This window comes from Lysobacter sp. SCRH-1R, from assembly GCF_057747855.1.
The window spans coordinates 1,217,680-1,232,509 of sequence record NZ_CM173227.1; the positions used below are offsets into that span (position 1 = coordinate 1,217,680).

General features: G+C 68.8%; 14 protein-coding genes. 6 read left to right on the forward strand and 8 right to left on the reverse strand.

What is annotated here, in order from left to right:
• Positions 1-14: 14 nt before the first annotated feature.
• From AC3ANK_RS05550 to AC3ANK_RS05575, 6 genes are all read left to right on the forward strand, one after another.
• Positions 15-3,029: a diguanylate cyclase gene (locus tag AC3ANK_RS05550; protein ID WP_484172337.1), complete on the forward strand. Its 3,015-nt coding sequence runs from the start codon at positions 15-17 to the stop codon at positions 3,027-3,029.
• A gap of 120 nt (positions 3,030-3,149) precedes the next feature.
• Complete coding sequence (gene sugE / locus AC3ANK_RS05555; RefSeq protein ID WP_206859533.1) at positions 3,150-3,467, forward strand: quaternary ammonium compound efflux SMR transporter SugE; 318 nt, start codon at positions 3,150-3,152, stop codon at positions 3,465-3,467.
• Positions 3,468-3,565: 98 nt separating this feature from the next.
• Positions 3,566-4,321 (forward strand): sterol desaturase family protein, encoded by a 756-nt coding sequence (locus AC3ANK_RS05560; RefSeq protein ID WP_484172338.1) that lies wholly within the window; start codon positions 3,566-3,568, stop codon positions 4,319-4,321.
• Positions 4,318-5,220 carry a fatty acid desaturase gene (locus AC3ANK_RS05565; protein ID WP_484172339.1) on the forward strand — a complete coding sequence of 301 codons (903 nt, stop codon included), beginning with the start codon at positions 4,318-4,320 and terminating at the stop codon, positions 5,218-5,220. The genes AC3ANK_RS05560 and AC3ANK_RS05565 overlap by 4 nt, the downstream gene beginning before the upstream one ends.
• Positions 5,220-7,112 (forward strand): iron-containing redox enzyme family protein, encoded by a 1,893-nt coding sequence (locus tag AC3ANK_RS05570; RefSeq protein ID WP_484172340.1) that lies wholly within the window; start codon positions 5,220-5,222, stop codon positions 7,110-7,112. Before AC3ANK_RS05565 ends, AC3ANK_RS05570 begins: the two co-directional genes overlap by 1 nt.
• Positions 7,109-8,005, forward strand: coding sequence for a DUF6999 family protein (locus AC3ANK_RS05575; RefSeq protein ID WP_484172341.1), 897 nt, complete (start codon positions 7,109-7,111; stop codon positions 8,003-8,005). The genes AC3ANK_RS05570 and AC3ANK_RS05575 overlap by 4 nt, the downstream gene beginning before the upstream one ends.
• 8 nt (positions 8,006-8,013) lie before the next feature.
• Here the strand turns inward: AC3ANK_RS05575 and AC3ANK_RS05580 are convergent, their stop codons facing one another.
• The 8 genes from AC3ANK_RS05580 to pstB all read right to left on the reverse strand — a co-directional run bounded on the left by AC3ANK_RS05580 (position 8,014) and on the right by pstB (position 14,827).
• A complete protein-coding gene (locus AC3ANK_RS05580) occupies positions 8,014-9,072 on the reverse strand; it encodes a lipid A deacylase LpxR family protein (RefSeq protein ID WP_484172342.1) in 1,059 nt (352 codons plus the stop codon).
• A 274-nt stretch (positions 9,073-9,346) separates the two neighbouring features.
• On the reverse strand, positions 9,347-9,907 hold the full coding sequence (locus AC3ANK_RS05585) for a sugar O-acetyltransferase (RefSeq protein ID WP_206859514.1): 561 nt from the start codon (positions 9,905-9,907) through the stop codon (positions 9,347-9,349).
• Entirely contained in the window at positions 9,904-10,548 is a 645-nt protein-coding gene (gene rnt, locus AC3ANK_RS05590) for a ribonuclease T (RefSeq protein ID WP_206859511.1), read from the reverse strand. The genes AC3ANK_RS05585 and rnt overlap by 4 nt, the downstream gene beginning before the upstream one ends.
• Before the next feature lie 83 nt (positions 10,549-10,631).
• The gene (locus tag AC3ANK_RS05595; protein ID WP_484172343.1) at positions 10,632-11,405 is read right to left on the reverse strand and encodes an HvfC family RiPP maturation protein; all 774 of its coding nucleotides are present in this window, start codon (positions 11,403-11,405) and stop codon (positions 10,632-10,634) included.
• Entirely contained in the window at positions 11,392-12,255 is an 864-nt protein-coding gene (locus AC3ANK_RS05600) for an HvfB family MNIO-type RiPP peptide maturase (protein WP_484172344.1), read from the reverse strand. The genes AC3ANK_RS05595 and AC3ANK_RS05600 overlap by 14 nt, the downstream gene beginning before the upstream one ends.
• A gap of 72 nt (positions 12,256-12,327) precedes the next feature.
• The gene (locus AC3ANK_RS05605) at positions 12,328-12,684 is read right to left on the reverse strand and encodes an EF-hand domain-containing protein (protein ID WP_206860382.1); all 357 of its coding nucleotides are present in this window, start codon (positions 12,682-12,684) and stop codon (positions 12,328-12,330) included.
• A gap of 505 nt (positions 12,685-13,189) precedes the next feature.
• On the reverse strand, positions 13,190-13,894 hold the full coding sequence (phoU, locus tag AC3ANK_RS05610) for a phosphate signaling complex protein PhoU (RefSeq protein ID WP_206859499.1): 705 nt from the start codon (positions 13,892-13,894) through the stop codon (positions 13,190-13,192).
• A gap of 117 nt (positions 13,895-14,011) precedes the next feature.
• Positions 14,012-14,827 (reverse strand): phosphate ABC transporter ATP-binding protein PstB, encoded by an 816-nt coding sequence (pstB, locus tag AC3ANK_RS05615; protein ID WP_484172345.1) that lies wholly within the window; start codon positions 14,825-14,827, stop codon positions 14,012-14,014.
• Positions 14,828-14,830 lie beyond the last annotated feature (3 nt).

The window sequence follows — 14,830 nt, forward strand, 5'->3', positions numbered from 1 at the left end:
GAACCGGGATCGCGATGGGGGCTACGCAGACACGGGGAGAACGCCGCGGTTGGCGGCGATGGCTCGTCGTGTGCGCGTCGTGGGTGGCGGCGTGCGGCATTGCGAACGCCCATCCGGTCGTGGGACCGCCACCGCTGCGCGATTACGTCGTCGACGCCTGGACCACGCGCAACGGCCTGCCGCACAACTCGCTGCGCGACATCGCGCAGACGCCGGAAGGCCACCTGTGGTTCGCCACCTGGGAAGGCGCGGTCCGCTACAACGGCATCGACTTCACCGTGATCAACCGCGGCACCACGCCCGCGCTGCGCGACAACGGCGTGGGTTCGCTCTACGTCGATCCGGAGGGCCGGCTGTGGCTGAGCGATTCGCGCGGCAACCTCGGGCGCCAGCAGCCCGATGGCCAATGGCGTTTCCTGGAACGCACGAAGGACTGGCCGCAGGCGCTGATCCACGACATGGCGATGGACAGCCACGGCCGCCTGTGGCTGCTGTTCGAGAACCATGGCATGGGGCGGCTCGATCCCGACGAGCGCTTCGCCTACTTCCCGCCGCCGGCGGGCATCCCGTTGCCGGCGAGCTACCCGCGCATGGTCATCGACCCCGAGGACCGCATCTGGGTCGGCACCATGGACGGGCTGGTGATCCGCCAGCCCGACGGCCGCTGGGAACGCGCGCCGCCGCGCTGGAACCTGCCGCGCGGGCTGGCCTGGCCGTATCGCGGCGCCGGCGGTTCGCGATGGGTGGTGGCGGGCGAGGGCATCCATCGCGTGCAGGGCGGCGAAGCGACGCTGGTGCGCCGTCTGCCGGGCATGGGCCACTTCACCGCGATGCTGCGCGACCGCAACGGCGACCTGTGGCTGGGCACCGAGAACCACGGCCTGCTGCGCATCGGATCGCACGGCGTCGAACGCCTGCCGGCCGGCGAAATCCTGCCGAACGGGCGCATCGCCAGCCTGCTCGAGGACGCCGAGGGCAGCATCTGGGTCGGCGCGAACGGCGGCCTGTTCCGCCTGCGCGAAACCCTCTTCAGTGCGATCACCCGGCGCGACGGGCTGTCCGGCGAGTACGTCCGCGCGGTCCTCGAGGACCGCGACGGGAACCTGTGGATCGGCGGCGGTGGCGGGCTCGACCGGCTCGGCAACGACGGAGGTATCGAACACATCGAGGTGCGTGGCCGCAGCCCGGATGCGCTGTCGGTGTTGAGCATCGCGCAGGGGCCGGACGGCGACGTGTGGGTCGGCACGTATGCCGACGGCGTGTTCCGCCTGCACGAGGGCCGCCTGCGGCAACGCTACGCGCAGGACGAAGGCGTGCCGAGCGGGCACGTGCGCGCGATCGCCGTCGACGACGCCGGCACCGTCTGGGCCGGCACGCGCCGCGGCCTCGTCGTGTTGGGCGGCGAGGGCGCGCGCGTGCCGTCGATTCCCGGCCTGCCGCAGGGCCTGATCACCGCGCTGGCGAGCATCGACGGCGCGCTGTGGATCGGCTCGGTCGAAGGTGCGCACGTGTTGCGCGGCGATCGCGTCGAACGCATCGACGTCGACGCGATGGGCGGCGCGCGTTCGGTGTTCGGTTTCCAGGGCGTCGGTCGCGACGTGTGGATTTCCACCGATCGCGGCCTGTATCGCCATCGCGCGGGCAAGCTCACGCGCGTCGGCCTGGAGCAGGGCCTGCCCGTGGATGCGGTGTTCCAACTGGTTCCCGATCGCCTCGGCAATGCGTGGGTGACCAGCAATCGCGGCGTGCTGCGCATCCGCATGGACGCGCTCGACGCCGCGGCCGACGGCCAGAGCACGCCGGTGCCGGTCGAGCACTACACCGAGGCCGACGGCCTGCCCAGCGCGCAGGGCAACGGCAGCTCCTCGCCGTCGGCGATCCTGCGCCGCGACGGCAGCGTGTGGATCGCCACCGCGGCCGGTGTCGCGGCGGTGGATCCGGCGAGATTGCAGCGCTACCTCGACCGCCGCGCGCCGCCGACGGTGATCGAACGCGTCGAACTCGACGGCCGCGTCGTGCCGTTCAACGCACGCGCCGCGCTGCCCGGCGGCAAGCGCATCGGCGTGTCGTACGTCGGGCTGAGCTACGTGATGTCCGATCGCATCCGCTATCGCACGCGGCTCATCGGGCTCGACGCGGACTGGGTCGAACGCGGTCGCCAGCGCACCGTCGAATACATGGGCCTGCCGCCCGGCGATTACGTGCTGCAGGTCGCCGCGGCGCATCCGGGCGGCGCGTGGACGCAGGATGTGGCGAGCTGGGCGTTCACGATCAAGCCGCTGTGGTGGCAGCGCACCGACGCGCGCGTGGTCGCCGCGCTGCTGCTGCTCGCGGGCCTGTTCGCGCTGTACCGCTACCTGCTGCATCGCTATCGCACCAAGAACCTGCGACTGGCCCGGCTGGTCAACGAGCGCACGCGCGACCTGCAGGCGCAGGCCGAACGCCTGCTCGCCGTGGATCGCGAACGTGCGCAGCTGCTCGAACGCGTGCGCCGCCAGGCCGTGGCGTACGAACGCCAGGCGCGCGAGGACGCGCTCACCGGCCTGCCGAATCGTCGTCGCTTCGACGAGGTGCTCACGCGCGACATGGCCGTGGCGCAACGCGCGGGGCATCCGCTGTGCCTGGCGCTCATCGACCTGGACCATTTCAAGCGCATCAACGACACGCACTCGCACGCGGTGGGTGATGCGGTGCTGCGCGAGGCGGCGATCCGGCTCGCCGGCGGCAGCCGCGCCGCCGACCTGCTCGCGCGCCTGGGCGGCGAGGAGTTCGCGCTGCTGCTGCCCGACACCACGCTGGACGAGGCGATCACGATCCTGGAGCGCCTGCAGGAAACCTTCGAACGGCACGCGACGTGGGCGGGCGTTGCCGGATTGCGCGTGACCTTCAGCGTCGGCGTCGCCGCATGCCGGTTCGACGACACGCCCGCGCGGCTGCTCGAACGCGCCGACGCGGCGATGTACCGCGCGAAGAACCAGGGCCGCAACATCATCTGCGTGGATGCGAACCCGCCGGAAGCGCGCCTGTAAGGGCACGCGGCGTTAAGCCGGCGCCTCGCATCGTGTGAAACAATCCGGTTTCTTCAGGAAGCGGGGACGACCCCGCCGCTCCATCCGCCCGGGGACGGCCCCATCCGATTGGAGACTGTCATGTCCTGGATCATCCTCGTTCTCGCCGGCCTGTTCGAAGTGGGCTGGGCGATCGGCCTCAAGTACACCGACGGCTTCACTAAGCCGTGGCCCACGGTCGGCACCGTCGCGGCGATGGCGATCAGCCTGGGACTGCTCGGCATCGCGATGAAATCGCTGCCGGTGGGCACGGCGTATGCGATCTGGGTCGGCGTCGGTGCGGTCGGCACGGTGATCCTGGGGATCGTGCTGTTCAACGAGCCGACCAACCCGCTGCGCCTGGTGAGCGTGGGCCTGATCGTGGCGGGGCTGGTGGGGTTGAAGCTGGCCAGCCCCTGATCGGGGCGCGTTGCCGGGCCGGCGACCTCCCGAATCTTTCGTAGGACGACCCGCCCCCGGCGATGCTACCGTTCGCCATCGCCGTGCCCGGGGGAGCAATGGAACACTGGTTCGTCGCGCTGGATGCGTGGCAGGTCATGGCCGTGGGCGTCGCGTATTTCGCGGCGCTGTATTTCGTGACCGGTGCAACGACATGGTGGCTCGTGCGCCGGCTGTGCCCCGCGCTGGGATTCGGACGCACGATCGATACGCGCCGCCTAGCGCCGGGCCAGCTGCGCCGCGAAGTCGCCGCTTCGTCGCGTTCGATCCTGGTGTTCGGACTCGGGCTGGTCGTGCCGTGGGGACTGCTGCGGCTGGGCTGGGCGGGGCTTGCGGTCGATCCTCCGGGTTGGCGCATCGCCATCGAGATCGTCGCGCTCTTCCTCTGGAACGAGCTGCACTTCTACGTCAACCATCGCCTGCTGCACACGCGACGGTTGCGGCGTTTCCATGCCGCGCACCACCGTTCCACCGTCGCCACGCCGTTTTCCACCTACGCGTTCCACCCGGTGGAAGCATTGATGCTGGGGAGCGTGCCGCTCATCCCGATGCTGCTGCACGACGTCAGTTTCGCCGCGCTGGCCACGCTTCCGGTGATCAGCATCGTGCTCAACAACCTGGGGCACGCGAACTACGAGTTCAGCGCAAACGAGCCGGCGCGCGGCTGGCTCGGCGCGAGTCGTCGCCACCAACTGCACCATGCGCAAAGCCGGGGGAATTTCGGGTTCCTGCTGGGGGTGTTCGATCGCGTGTTCGGATCGGCGATTCCATCCGCGGCGGAGCGCCCGCAGGACCGCGACGGGGATCGCGCATGACGCCGCCCACACGTCGACCCGCCTCCCTCGGCGCATTGCGCCACTGGCGCGACATCCAGAGCCTGGCCTATCTCTCGATGCAGCCCATGCTCATGGGATGGCAGTGGCTCCATGGCTTCGACGCATGGCTGCTCGCGGCGAGCCTGTTCCTCGCGGTCGCCATCAGCGTGATCCATCACAACCACGCGCACCTGCCGTTGTGGCGAAGCCGCCTGGCGAATCGCGCCACGGACCTGGCGATCACGCTGCTGCAGGGGCATCCGACGTTCGTCTTCCATCCCGCGCACAACCGCAACCATCATCGCCACCGGCACGGCCCGGGCGACGTGAGCCGAACGTGGCGGTTCGGCGACCACAACCACCTGGCCGGCTGGATGCTGCATCCGTTCCAAGCCGCGTTCGCGGTCTATCCGCTGGTGTCGCGCTGGCTCGAAGGCATCCACAAGCGCGCACCGCGCGTGTTCCGCTGGTACGTGCTGCAGTACGTGCTGTGGCTGTCGTCGTGGGCGTTGCTGCTGTGGATCGATGCGGGCAAGGCGCTGGTGCTGGTGATCGTGCCGCAGCTGGTCGGACTGCACTGGCTGCTGGGCGCGAACTACCTGCAGCACGCGCATGCGGACGATCGCGCCCGCTACGGTTACGCGCGCAACTTCGAAGGCGCCATCAACCCGCTGCTGTTCAACATCGGCCTGCATACCGCGCACCACGAACATGCCCGCGCGCACTGGTCGGAGCTGCCGGCACTGCACGCGCATTATCGCCCGCGCGTGGACGAGCGCCTGGTCGAGCGCGGCTTCTTCCTCTACGTCGGGCGCGTGTTCGTGCTCGGCGCCTGCATTGCCCGCTTCCGCACGCAGTCGATACGTTCGCCGGCGGGCGCCATCCTTCCGGAGACTTGATGCCTACCCAGTTCGAGCGCGTTTGGATACCGGGCAGCGGCCGATTCCTGCCGGGCCCGGCCATCGACAACGAGGCAATGGACGCCTACATCGCGCCATTGAACCGGATTTCCGGCCGCATCAAGCGGCGCATCCTGTCCGAGAACGGCATCCGCTCGCGCCACTACGCGGTCGATACCGAAGGACGCACCGTGCACTCCTGCGCAGGCATGGCCGCGGCTGCGATCCGCGCTTGCCTGCACGATGGCGGCCTGCGGCTGGACGACGTCGGCCTGCTGGCCTGCGGCACGTCGGGCGGCGATGCGCTGATGCCGGGCTTCGCGTCGATGGTGCAGGGCGAACTCGGCGCACCGCCGATGCAGACCTTCTCAAGCCACGGCATCTGCGCATCGGGCGTGGGCGCGTGGGAGAGCGCCGCAGCCGCGCTGGAGCTGGGCTCGCATCGCAATGCGCTGGTCGCCGCGGCGGAAATGCCGTCGCGCCTGTTCAAGCGCTCGCGCTATGCCGCCCGCGACTACGATGCCGACTTCGACGCGCATTTCCTGCGCTGGATGCTGTCCGACGGCGCCGGCGCACTGTTGCTCACCAGTACGCCCGGCGAAAGCACCGGCGTGCGCCTGCGGCTGCGCTTCATCCACCAGCGTTCGTTCTCCGGCGATTACCCGGTCTGCATGCAGCTGGGACTGACGCCCGACCGCGATCGCTCGCACCTGGACTTCGCCTCCTGGCGCGAGGCCGAGGAGAGCGGCGCGTTGTTCCTGCGGCAGGACATCCGCCTGCTGCCGCACCTGTTCGACATCGGCGTCCACGAGTACGCGGAGCTGGCGCACGCCGGCTGGATCGACGTGCCGCGGATCGACCATTTCCTCTGCCACTACTCGTCGGAACGTTTCGCGCCGGTGGTCGACGAGCTGATGCACAAGGCCGGCCTGGCGATCCCGCGCGAGCGCTGGTACAGCAACCTCACCGTTCGCGGCAACACCGGCGCGGCGTCGATCTTCATCATGCTCGACGAGTTCCTGCGCACGCACGCGCCGAAGCCGGGCGAACGCATCCTGTGCTTCGTCCCCGAATCGGGCCGGTTCACCGTGTCGTTCGCGCTGATCGAGGTCGAGGCGGCCGATGCGCCGGTTCGAGCCGCGCCCGTTCCGGCCCGCGTTGCCGCGCCGGAACCGGACGAAGAGGCGATCGCGCCGCCGCACGATCCGGCCCACGCCGCGCCCGGATTGCAGCACCTGCTGGGCGAACTCGCATCGATCTGGCACGACTACCGTTCGCGCGCGTGGCGGACGCCGGTCATCCGCAAGCTGCGCGATCGCCGCTTCGACCGCGACGATTACCTGCAATGGATGCAGCACTGGATCCCGCAGGTGCGCGAAGGCAGTCGCTGGATGCGCGAAGGTGCCGCGTCGGTGCAGGCGCCGTACGGCGAACTGGCTGCGCTCATCGAAACGCACGCGGGCGACGAACAGGGCGATTTCCTCATCCTGTTCGAGGATTACCGCAAGGCTGGCGGCGAGATCGCCGACATCGATCGCCTGCGCCGCAATCCCGGCGGCGAGGCGCTCAACGCCTACCTGCATGCGCTGGCCGCCACGCCCAATCCACTGGGCCTGCTCGGTGCGATCTACATCATCGAGGGCACCGGGCAGCGCATCATTCCGGCGCTACTCCCGTTGATGAAGGCGAGCCTCGAGCTGCCGGCCGATGCGTTCCGCTTCCTGGAGTACCACGGCGCCAACGACGAGCATCACCTGCTGCGCTGGCTGCGCGCGGTGGAGATCGTCCTGCAGCACGATCGCGACGGCACCGGCGCGCGGTCCATCGTCGACACGGCGCGGCGGACGGCGGAGCTCTACCTGATGCAGTTCGACCACGTGGTGAAGCCATGAAGCGCGATCCCCATTTCCTGTCGAAAGGCCATGACACGGGCGATCCCAGCCCGTGGCTGGCGATGTACCTGGACCTGAGCACGCCGCTGGACGAGGACGTCAAGCGCGCGTGGCTCGCCGATTCGAGTTCGCGATCGCGCCAGTTCATCCTGCCGTTCATGCGGCCGTTCGCGCGCACGCTGATCGTGCTGTTCCAGGTGCTCAAGGTCGTGCTGCCGCGCAGGCTCGCCTTCTCGCGCGCGCTGCACCGCCTGCTGGCATGGGGCATGGAGAACTTCATCCGTCCCGAAGCGAACTGGCTGATCCTGCGCCACTTCCACCTGGGGTCGCAGGTGTTGCAGTTCATCGCCGCCAATGCGCCGGTCGAGGTGCCGACGAATCCGCTGAAGCCGGCCAGGATCGAGGACGTGCGCGAGGAAATGTTCCTCATCCACGACCTGAACCTGTTCAATTTCGTGATCCGCCTCAACCAGGCGCTGCGCGAATCGGGGCAGCGGCTGCAACGCGTCGAGCACGCGGACCTGTCGATGATCGAACAGCCGTCGCTGCGGCTGGAGGACATGCCGCGGCGGCGCCGCAATTTCCTCGACCTGCAGAGTTCGATCGAGCTGTTCACGCCGATCTACCAACTGCTGCTCACCGACAGCGACTTCTGGCGCGCCACGCATTCGCTGCAGCTGGACGAGACGATCGGCCTGTACGCCGCGACGATCCTGGACGCGCACGCGCACCTGATCCTGCTCAACAACCGCCACCCACTGGTGCCGATGTCGACGCTGCGCGCCGGCTTCCGCCTGACGCTGCACGGGCTGTCGACGGAGATGCTGCACGCGTTCCTGCTCGACCTGCGCCGGCAATCGGAAGCCCGGGCGAGGACGGCCACCGTGGCCTGACGCGGGTCTCAGAACGCCCGGCTGATCGTGAAGCTCCCGAACACCGGCGTTTCCTTCTGCCCGTCGAACTCGCGCGTGCCGTGGTAGCGCGCCAGCGCGAACTTCCAGCGGTTGAACATCACCGCCACGCCGTAGCCGACGTTGGCCACGGCGTGGCGCTTGTCGACGCTGTGGCTGTCGCGGAAGGTGTTGCCGTCCAGGGTGATGTCCCACAGCACCCAGCGCGCATCCATGGTCAGGAACAGGTGCGCACCCGGCGTGTACTGGCTCTGCGGTTCGCGCGTGGGGGCGGTGTTCTCGCCGGCGGGGCGCAGCGGGGTGCTGCCGAAGTCGTCGGGCAGGTTGCGGCCGAAACGGAATTCGGCGCCGGCGTTGGCGTACGTCGCCAGGTTGCCGAAGCTGCCGCCGTAGTGCGCGATCGTGTCCCAGCCCCAGCCCGGCATGCCGTCGTTCGACGAGAACCGCCGCATGCGCTCGTGGACGATGCGGAAGACCGGCTCGTTCTCCAGCTGGTTGTCCCAGCCGCGGAACTTCTCGCTGCCGGTGATCTGGTGCACGGCGTCCTGCGCTTCCTTGCCGAGCGCGGCCGGCCCGACCACGCCGAACTGCAACTGCGTCGTGCGCAGGCGGTCGCCTTCGCGCGCGTTGTAGCCAAGGCCGACGAGCAGCGCGGCGGCGTAGGGGCGGTCGTCCTCGATCAGGTCGCTACGGCTGAAATCGGTGGGCGTGTAGATGCCCTGCGCGAAGGTGGCGATCATGTTCTGCTGCTCGAACGTCGCCGGCTGCAGCGCTTCGAGATGGCGGTTCACCCAGCGCGCCAGGCGCGGGATGCAGGGATCGTCGGTGTAGTCGCGCAGGTTCGGCGACACCAGCGTGAGCTGCACGCCGTTGCTGTAGCCCTGGTCCTGGCCGCCGAGCAGGTCGTTGTCGACGCGCAGATTGACGATCGGCGGCAGGCGCGTGGGGCCGTGGGTGCAGTCGGCGCGGCCGTCGGCCTGCGCGGCGCCGGCGATGGCGTACAGCAAGACGGCCGGAAACAGCCATCCGGAACGGTTCATGGGGGACATCCAGTCTGGGCGACGGCCGGCGCGGTCGTGGACACGCGCGGGGCCGACGGTGGGGTGCGAAAGGATCGCATCGAGGTTCGTGTCGCCGCGATGCGCCGCCTGCGACGGAGCATTCCAGCAGCGGTTCTTTAAAACGGTTTTAAGCCATCACGGCGCTCTCTCGCATCCGGTGCCACGCGGCATCGGCGGAGCATTCTCGGTGCGCGAGCACGCAGGTGGAACGCCCCGCCGGGGCGACAACGCGTTGCGCGCTGCGAAACACTGCGCGGGCTGGCTACGGGCCCTTGGACACCATGCGCGCGGGATTGCCAGCCACGGTCGCGCCGGCCGGGACGTCGCGCGTGACCACGCTTCCGGCACCGATCAGCGCATCGTCGCCCACGGTCACGCCCGGCAGCAGGATCGCCCCGCCGCCGATCCACACGTTGCGGCCGATGACCACCGGCTTGCCGAACTCCCAGCCTTCGCGGCGCACCGCCGGATCGCGCGGGTGGTCGGCGGTGTAGATCTGCACCGCCGGGCCGATCTGCGTGCCGTCGCCGATCTCCACGCGGACCACGTCCAGGATCACGCAGTCGAAGTTGAGGAACACGCCGCGACCGAGATGCACGTTGAAGCCGTAGTCGCAATGGAACGGCGGGCGGATCTCGCTGCCTTCGCCGGCCGCGCCCAGGCGTTCGGCCAACAGCGAATGGCGCTGCGCCGGCGTCATCCCCAGCGCCGCGTTGTAGCGCACCAGCCATTCGCGGGTCGCGGCTTGGGCAGCCTGGATTTCCGCGTCGTCGGCGCGATACAGCTCGCCGGCGAGCATGCGCTGCATCGGCGTCGCGCTCATGGCGCCACCACCGGCGGCACCGGCGACGGCCACGCGTTGACGATGCGGCAGAACAGCTGCGCCGTGCGCTCGGTGTCGTACACGGCCGAGTGCTGTTCCTCGCTGTTCCACTGCAGGCCGGCGGCCTGCACGGCGCGCGCCAGCACGGTCTGCCCGTAGGCGACGCCCGCCAGGCTGACCGTGTCGAACACGCTGAAGGGATGGAACGGATTGCGCTTGTGCCCGCTGCGCGCGACGGCCGCGTTGAGGAAATTCAGGTCGAAGTGCGCGTTGTGTCCGACCAGGATCGCGCGCTGGCAGCCGTGCTTCTTCAGCGCCGCGCGCACCGGGGCGAACACGGTTTCCAGCGCCACGCGCTCGGGTTTCGCATCGCGGAACGGGTGGTCGATGACGATGCCGGTCACTTCCAGCGACTTGGGATCGATGTCCAGTCCTTCGGCCGGCACGACGTGGCTGCTGGTGATCTCGCCGACGACGAGCAGGCCGTTCTCGTCCATGTCGATCGGCGCCACGGCGATTTCGAGCAGGGCGTGGCGGTTCCAGTCGAAGCCGCCGGTTTCCACGTCCACCACCACGGGCAGGAAGCCCCGGAACCGGTTGCAAAGGCGGGTGGGCGGGGCGGGTGCGTCGGCGTTCTGCATGCGGGAAAGGGTAGCAGACGGGGCCAGTGCGGCCTGCGCGTTGGCGGGCTCGTCCGCGGTCTGCCTGGAAGCCGCTGCGTGCGCTATGCAGCGGTGCGCGTCCCCAGCACCACGCCGGCGCCGCGCATCTGCTCGAACAACGCGCGGCCCTGTTCGACGAACGCGGCGGCATCCGCGTGTCCGGCTTCCGACGCCAAGGCCTCCAGCTGCGCGCGGCCGGTCAGGTCGGGCGACTCGTCCAGCCGCTGCAACAACCGGAACGCCAGCGGGCTCAGCTGCGAGAACCGCACTTCGCCATCGGCGACGCGGCGCACCAGCAGCAGCGTTGGTTCCGGCGGCGGCATGGCGGGGCGATGATCCGGCCCGATGCGATGCACCGGCCATGCGTACGCCAGCGGCCAGGCCAGCGGCGACAGCACCGGCACGCCGTCGAGCAGGTCGCCGCGCGCGTCGGACGAAGGCAGTTCGGCGTCGCTGATCTGCAGCGCGAGTTCGACCCATTCGTAATGCGCCAGTTCGCCGGCGAACGGAGGCAGCGTGGGCGCGAGGTCTTCGCGCGCGTCGAGGAAGCGCAGGAATTCGCGGCCGAGCTCGGGAAACAGCGGCGTCTGCGCGCGATGCACGCGGAAGAAACCGCGCACCAGCGCGCGCCAGTCCGCATCGCCGAGCACCTGCTTCAGCACCGGGAAATTGCCGGCCAGCAGGCTTTCGACGTTGTTGTAGACCAGGTCGCGATAGATCGACAGGCGCCGGTCTTCCACCCCGTCCGGCGCGGGCGCGGCCTGCGGATCGCGCAGGTGGCGCGTCAGCGCGAGTTGCTGCACGCGCAGGCGCGGCGGTGCGTCAGGCGTGCGCATGCGTGATCGATGCGGGCGCGTGTTCGCGCATGAGGCGACGCACGATGTCGAGTTCGCCGAGCAGTTCGGCGTAGGGCGGGATGTTGAAATCGCGCTCCAGCAGCGTCGGGCGCGCGCCGAAACGCCGATACGCCTCGCCGAGCAGCGACCACACGGCGTCCTTCACCGGCGCGCCGTGGGTGTCGACCTTCAGGTCGTCGGCTTCGTCGTAATGGCCGGCGACATGGAAACAGGCGATGCGTTGCGCCGGCATCGCGGCGAGGAAGTCGTGCGGGTCGTAGCGATGGTTGATCGCGTTGACGTAGACGTTGTTGACGTCGAGCAGCAGGTCGCAGTCGGCCTCGTCCAGCACCGCGTTGATGAAGGCCGCCTCGTCGAGCGCGGTTTGATCGCGATCCACCGGCATCGTCGCGTAGTAGGAGACGTTCTCCACCGCGATGCGGCGGCCGACGATGTCCTGCGTCTGGCGGATGCGCGCGGCGACGTGGTGCACCGCTTCGTCGGTGAAGGGCAGCGGCAGCAGGTCGTAGAGCTGGCCGTCGTCGGCGCAGTAGCTCAGGTGTTCGCTGTACAGCGCGACGCGGTGGCGGTCGAGGAACCGGCGCACCCGCGCGAGGAAGGTTTCATCCAGCGGCGCGAAACCTCCCAACGAAAGCGAGAGGCCGTGGCAGGTGATCGCATGGCGCGCGGCGAGTTCGTCGAGCGCTTCGCCGAGCTTGCCGCCGACGCTGATCCAGTTTTCCGGGGCGCATTCGAGGAAATCGAAGTCGCCCGCGGCGGCGTCCCGCAGCGGGCCCAGCAGGGCCCGCCGCAGTCCGAGTCCGACCGAAGTGTCAGCCAGGCTGCTCATTGCCTGTCCATGAGCGACGCACTATTGAAGAGCCCGCACATGGATGTGCGGGCTTTTGCGAGGGACTCGCATTCAATGCATGCCGCCGCACTTGCCCTCGCCGCACTTGCCTTCCATCTTGTCGCCCTTCTTCGCCTTCAGTTCGTCGGCGGAGAGGAAGCCGTCCTGGTTCGCGTCGTGCGTGGCGAACTTGCTGGTGTCGCCGTTGTGCGCTGCGCCGAATTCGGCCTGCGACACCTTGCCGTCCTTGTCGGCGTCCATCTTTTCCATGCCGCACTTGCCTTCGCCGGCCTTCTTGCCTTCGCCGGCGCTGAGCATGTAGCCCGAGGCCAGGTCGGTCATGGCGAACGCCGAGCCGGAAAGGGCGATCCCACCGGCCAGGGCGGCGCCGGCGACGAGGACGACGGTCTTGCTGGTCTTGCTGGACATGAGTGAACTCCTGTGCGCGATGCGGGGGACCCCGCGGAGGATGGCCCGGTTTCAGGCCTGGGAACGATGACAGGGCAAAGGATAGCGACCGGTGAAATCCGCTTCACGTGACGCAGTGCAGCACGTGATGGAAGCGGTTTCCGCGCGAACGCATCCGCGCAGCGCGACTTTGCGCAATCCGGCGCGTCGCGTCATAGGCCATGAGTCGTGGGCCGCGGCGGTGAATGCGCCGAGGCGGGCGGGATACGCGGTGAAATGAATGCCGGGCGTTTGTCGCCCGGGTAAGCGAAGCGCACCCGGGGCGGTTTGGCCCAAGCGCAGCCTGTCATCCCCGCGCAGGCGGGAATCCGACCGTGAACGCGTCACCTCATCTGGAGCGCATGAAGTTCGCAGGATTGGATCCCCGCCTGCGCGGGGATGACGGTGTTTGTGAACTTGCCGCGTCGTTGACGCTTGCTGCTTCGTTCGCCCCGGGTGCGCTTCGCTTACCCGGGCTACAGAAGCGTTACGGCGCCGCCGTCGTGCTGCTGCCGTCGCGCTTCTCGCGCGGCGGGAGGGCTTCCTCGCCGCGCACGAGGAACCACACGTTCTCGGCGATGTTGGTGGCGTGGTCGCCGATGCGCTCGATGTTCTTCGCCATGAACAGAAGATGCGTGCACGGCGTGATGGCGCGCGCGTCTTCCATCATGTAGGTGAGCAGTTCGCGGAACAGCGCGGTGTAGGCGACGTCCAGGTCGGCGTCGCGCGCGCGCACGCGCTGGGCGAGTTCGACGTTGTTGTCGCGATACGCCACCAGCACGTCGCGCACCTGCTGCACGGCCAGCGTGCCGATCGCATGCAGCCCGCTCACGTGCGGCAGCGGCGGCGACAGGTTCAGCGCGAGCGAGCGCTTGGCGACGTTGGCCGCGTAGTCGCCGACGCGTTCGATGTCGGAGGCGATGCGGATCGCCGCGAGGATCTCGCGCAGGTCGCGCGCCATCGGTCCGCGCAGCGCGAGCTTCATCACGTCGTGGCTGACTTCCTGCTCCAGCGCGTCGATGGCTTCATCGTTGGCGATGATGCGTTCGGCGGCCTTGTCGTCGCGGCGCTGGACCACGTCGAGCGCGGCCTCCAGCTGCGAGGCGGCCATCTCGCCCATGCGCAGGGTCTCGTTGAGCAGCCGGCGCTGCTCGTCGTCGTAGCTCTTGACGATGTGGTCGTGCATGGTCATCTGTCTTGGGAACCGGGAATGGGGAATGGGGAATGGGGAATCGCAGAAGCGGCAGGGCGGGAGGGAGTGAGGAGACGAGCTCTTCCGACTCTCGATTCCCCATTCCCCGTTCCCGGCTTATCCGAACCTGCCGGTGATGTAATCCTCGGTCTGCTGCTTCGTCGGATTCGAGAAGATCGTGTCCGTCGTGCCGTGTTCGATCAGATCGCCCAGGTACATGAAGGCGGTGAAGTCCGACACGCGCGCGGCCTGCTGCATGTTGTGGGTCACGATGACGATCGTGTAGTCCTTCTTCAGCTCCTCGACCAGCTGCTCGATGCGGCTGGTGGAGATCGGATCGAGCGCCGAGGTCGGTTCGTCGAGCAGCAGCACGTCGGGGCGCAGCGCGACGGCGCGCGCGATGCACAGACGCTGCTGCTGGCCGCCGGACAGGCCGAGCGCGCTCGCGTTGAGCTTGTCCTTCACCTCGTCCCACAGCGCGCCCTGGCGCAGCGCGTGCTCGACGCGCGCGTCCATCTCGGACTTCGACAGCTTCTCGTGGTGGCGGATGCCGTAAGCGACGTTCTCGTAGATCGTCATCGGGAACGGCACCGGCTTCTGGAACACCATGCCGACCTTGCTGCGCAGGCGGTTCATCGGATAGCGCGCATCGAGGATGTTCTCGCCGTCCAGCAGCACCTCGCCGCGCGCTTCCAGCTTCGGATACAGCGCATAGATGCGGTTGAAGATGCGCAGCAGCGTGGACTTGCCGCAGCCGGAGGGGCCGATCAGCGCGGTCACGCGCTTCTCGGGGACCTCCAGGTTGATGTCCTTCAACGCGTGGAACTTGTCGTAGTAGAAGTTCAGACCGCGTGCGGCGAGCTTCACCGGCGACGCGGCAGCGGCGACGGTGTTGCGCTCCGGCGTGGCGAGGGCGATGCGGGCGTCGTTCATGGC

Excerpts from the sequence above, each read along its gene's own strand:
- AC3ANK_RS05575 (WP_484172341.1), top strand. The coding sequence starts at position 7,109 with ATGAAGCGCGATCCCCATTTCCTGTCGAAAGGCCATGACACGGGCGAT.
- AC3ANK_RS05560 (WP_484172338.1), top strand. The coding sequence starts at position 3,566 with ATGGAACACTGGTTCGTCGCGCTGGATGCGTGGCAGGTCATGGCCGTG.
- AC3ANK_RS05565 (WP_484172339.1), top strand. The coding sequence starts at position 4,318 with ATGACGCCGCCCACACGTCGACCCGCCTCCCTCGGCGCATTGCGCCAC.
- phoU (WP_206859499.1), bottom strand. The coding sequence starts at position 13,894 with ATGACCATGCACGACCACATCGTCAAGAGCTACGACGACGAGCAGCGC.
- AC3ANK_RS05605 (WP_206860382.1), bottom strand. The coding sequence starts at position 12,684 with ATGTCCAGCAAGACCAGCAAGACCGTCGTCCTCGTCGCCGGCGCCGCC.
- pstB (WP_484172345.1), bottom strand. The coding sequence starts at position 14,827 with ATGAACGACGCCCGCATCGCCCTCGCCACGCCGGAGCGCAACACCGTC.
- sugE (WP_206859533.1), top strand. The coding sequence starts at position 3,150 with ATGTCCTGGATCATCCTCGTTCTCGCCGGCCTGTTCGAAGTGGGCTGG.
- AC3ANK_RS05580 (WP_484172342.1), bottom strand. The coding sequence starts at position 9,072 with ATGTCCCCCATGAACCGTTCCGGATGGCTGTTTCCGGCCGTCTTGCTG.
- AC3ANK_RS05550 (WP_484172337.1), top strand. The coding sequence starts at position 15 with ATGGGGGCTACGCAGACACGGGGAGAACGCCGCGGTTGGCGGCGATGG.
- AC3ANK_RS05595 (WP_484172343.1), bottom strand. The coding sequence starts at position 11,405 with ATGCGCACGCCTGACGCACCGCCGCGCCTGCGCGTGCAGCAACTCGCG.
- AC3ANK_RS05585 (WP_206859514.1), bottom strand. The coding sequence starts at position 9,907 with ATGAGCGCGACGCCGATGCAGCGCATGCTCGCCGGCGAGCTGTATCGC.
- AC3ANK_RS05600 (WP_484172344.1), bottom strand. The coding sequence starts at position 12,255 with ATGAGCAGCCTGGCTGACACTTCGGTCGGACTCGGACTGCGGCGGGCC.
- rnt (WP_206859511.1), bottom strand. The coding sequence starts at position 10,548 with ATGCAGAACGCCGACGCACCCGCCCCGCCCACCCGCCTTTGCAACCGG.
- AC3ANK_RS05570 (WP_484172340.1), top strand. The coding sequence starts at position 5,220 with ATGCCTACCCAGTTCGAGCGCGTTTGGATACCGGGCAGCGGCCGATTC.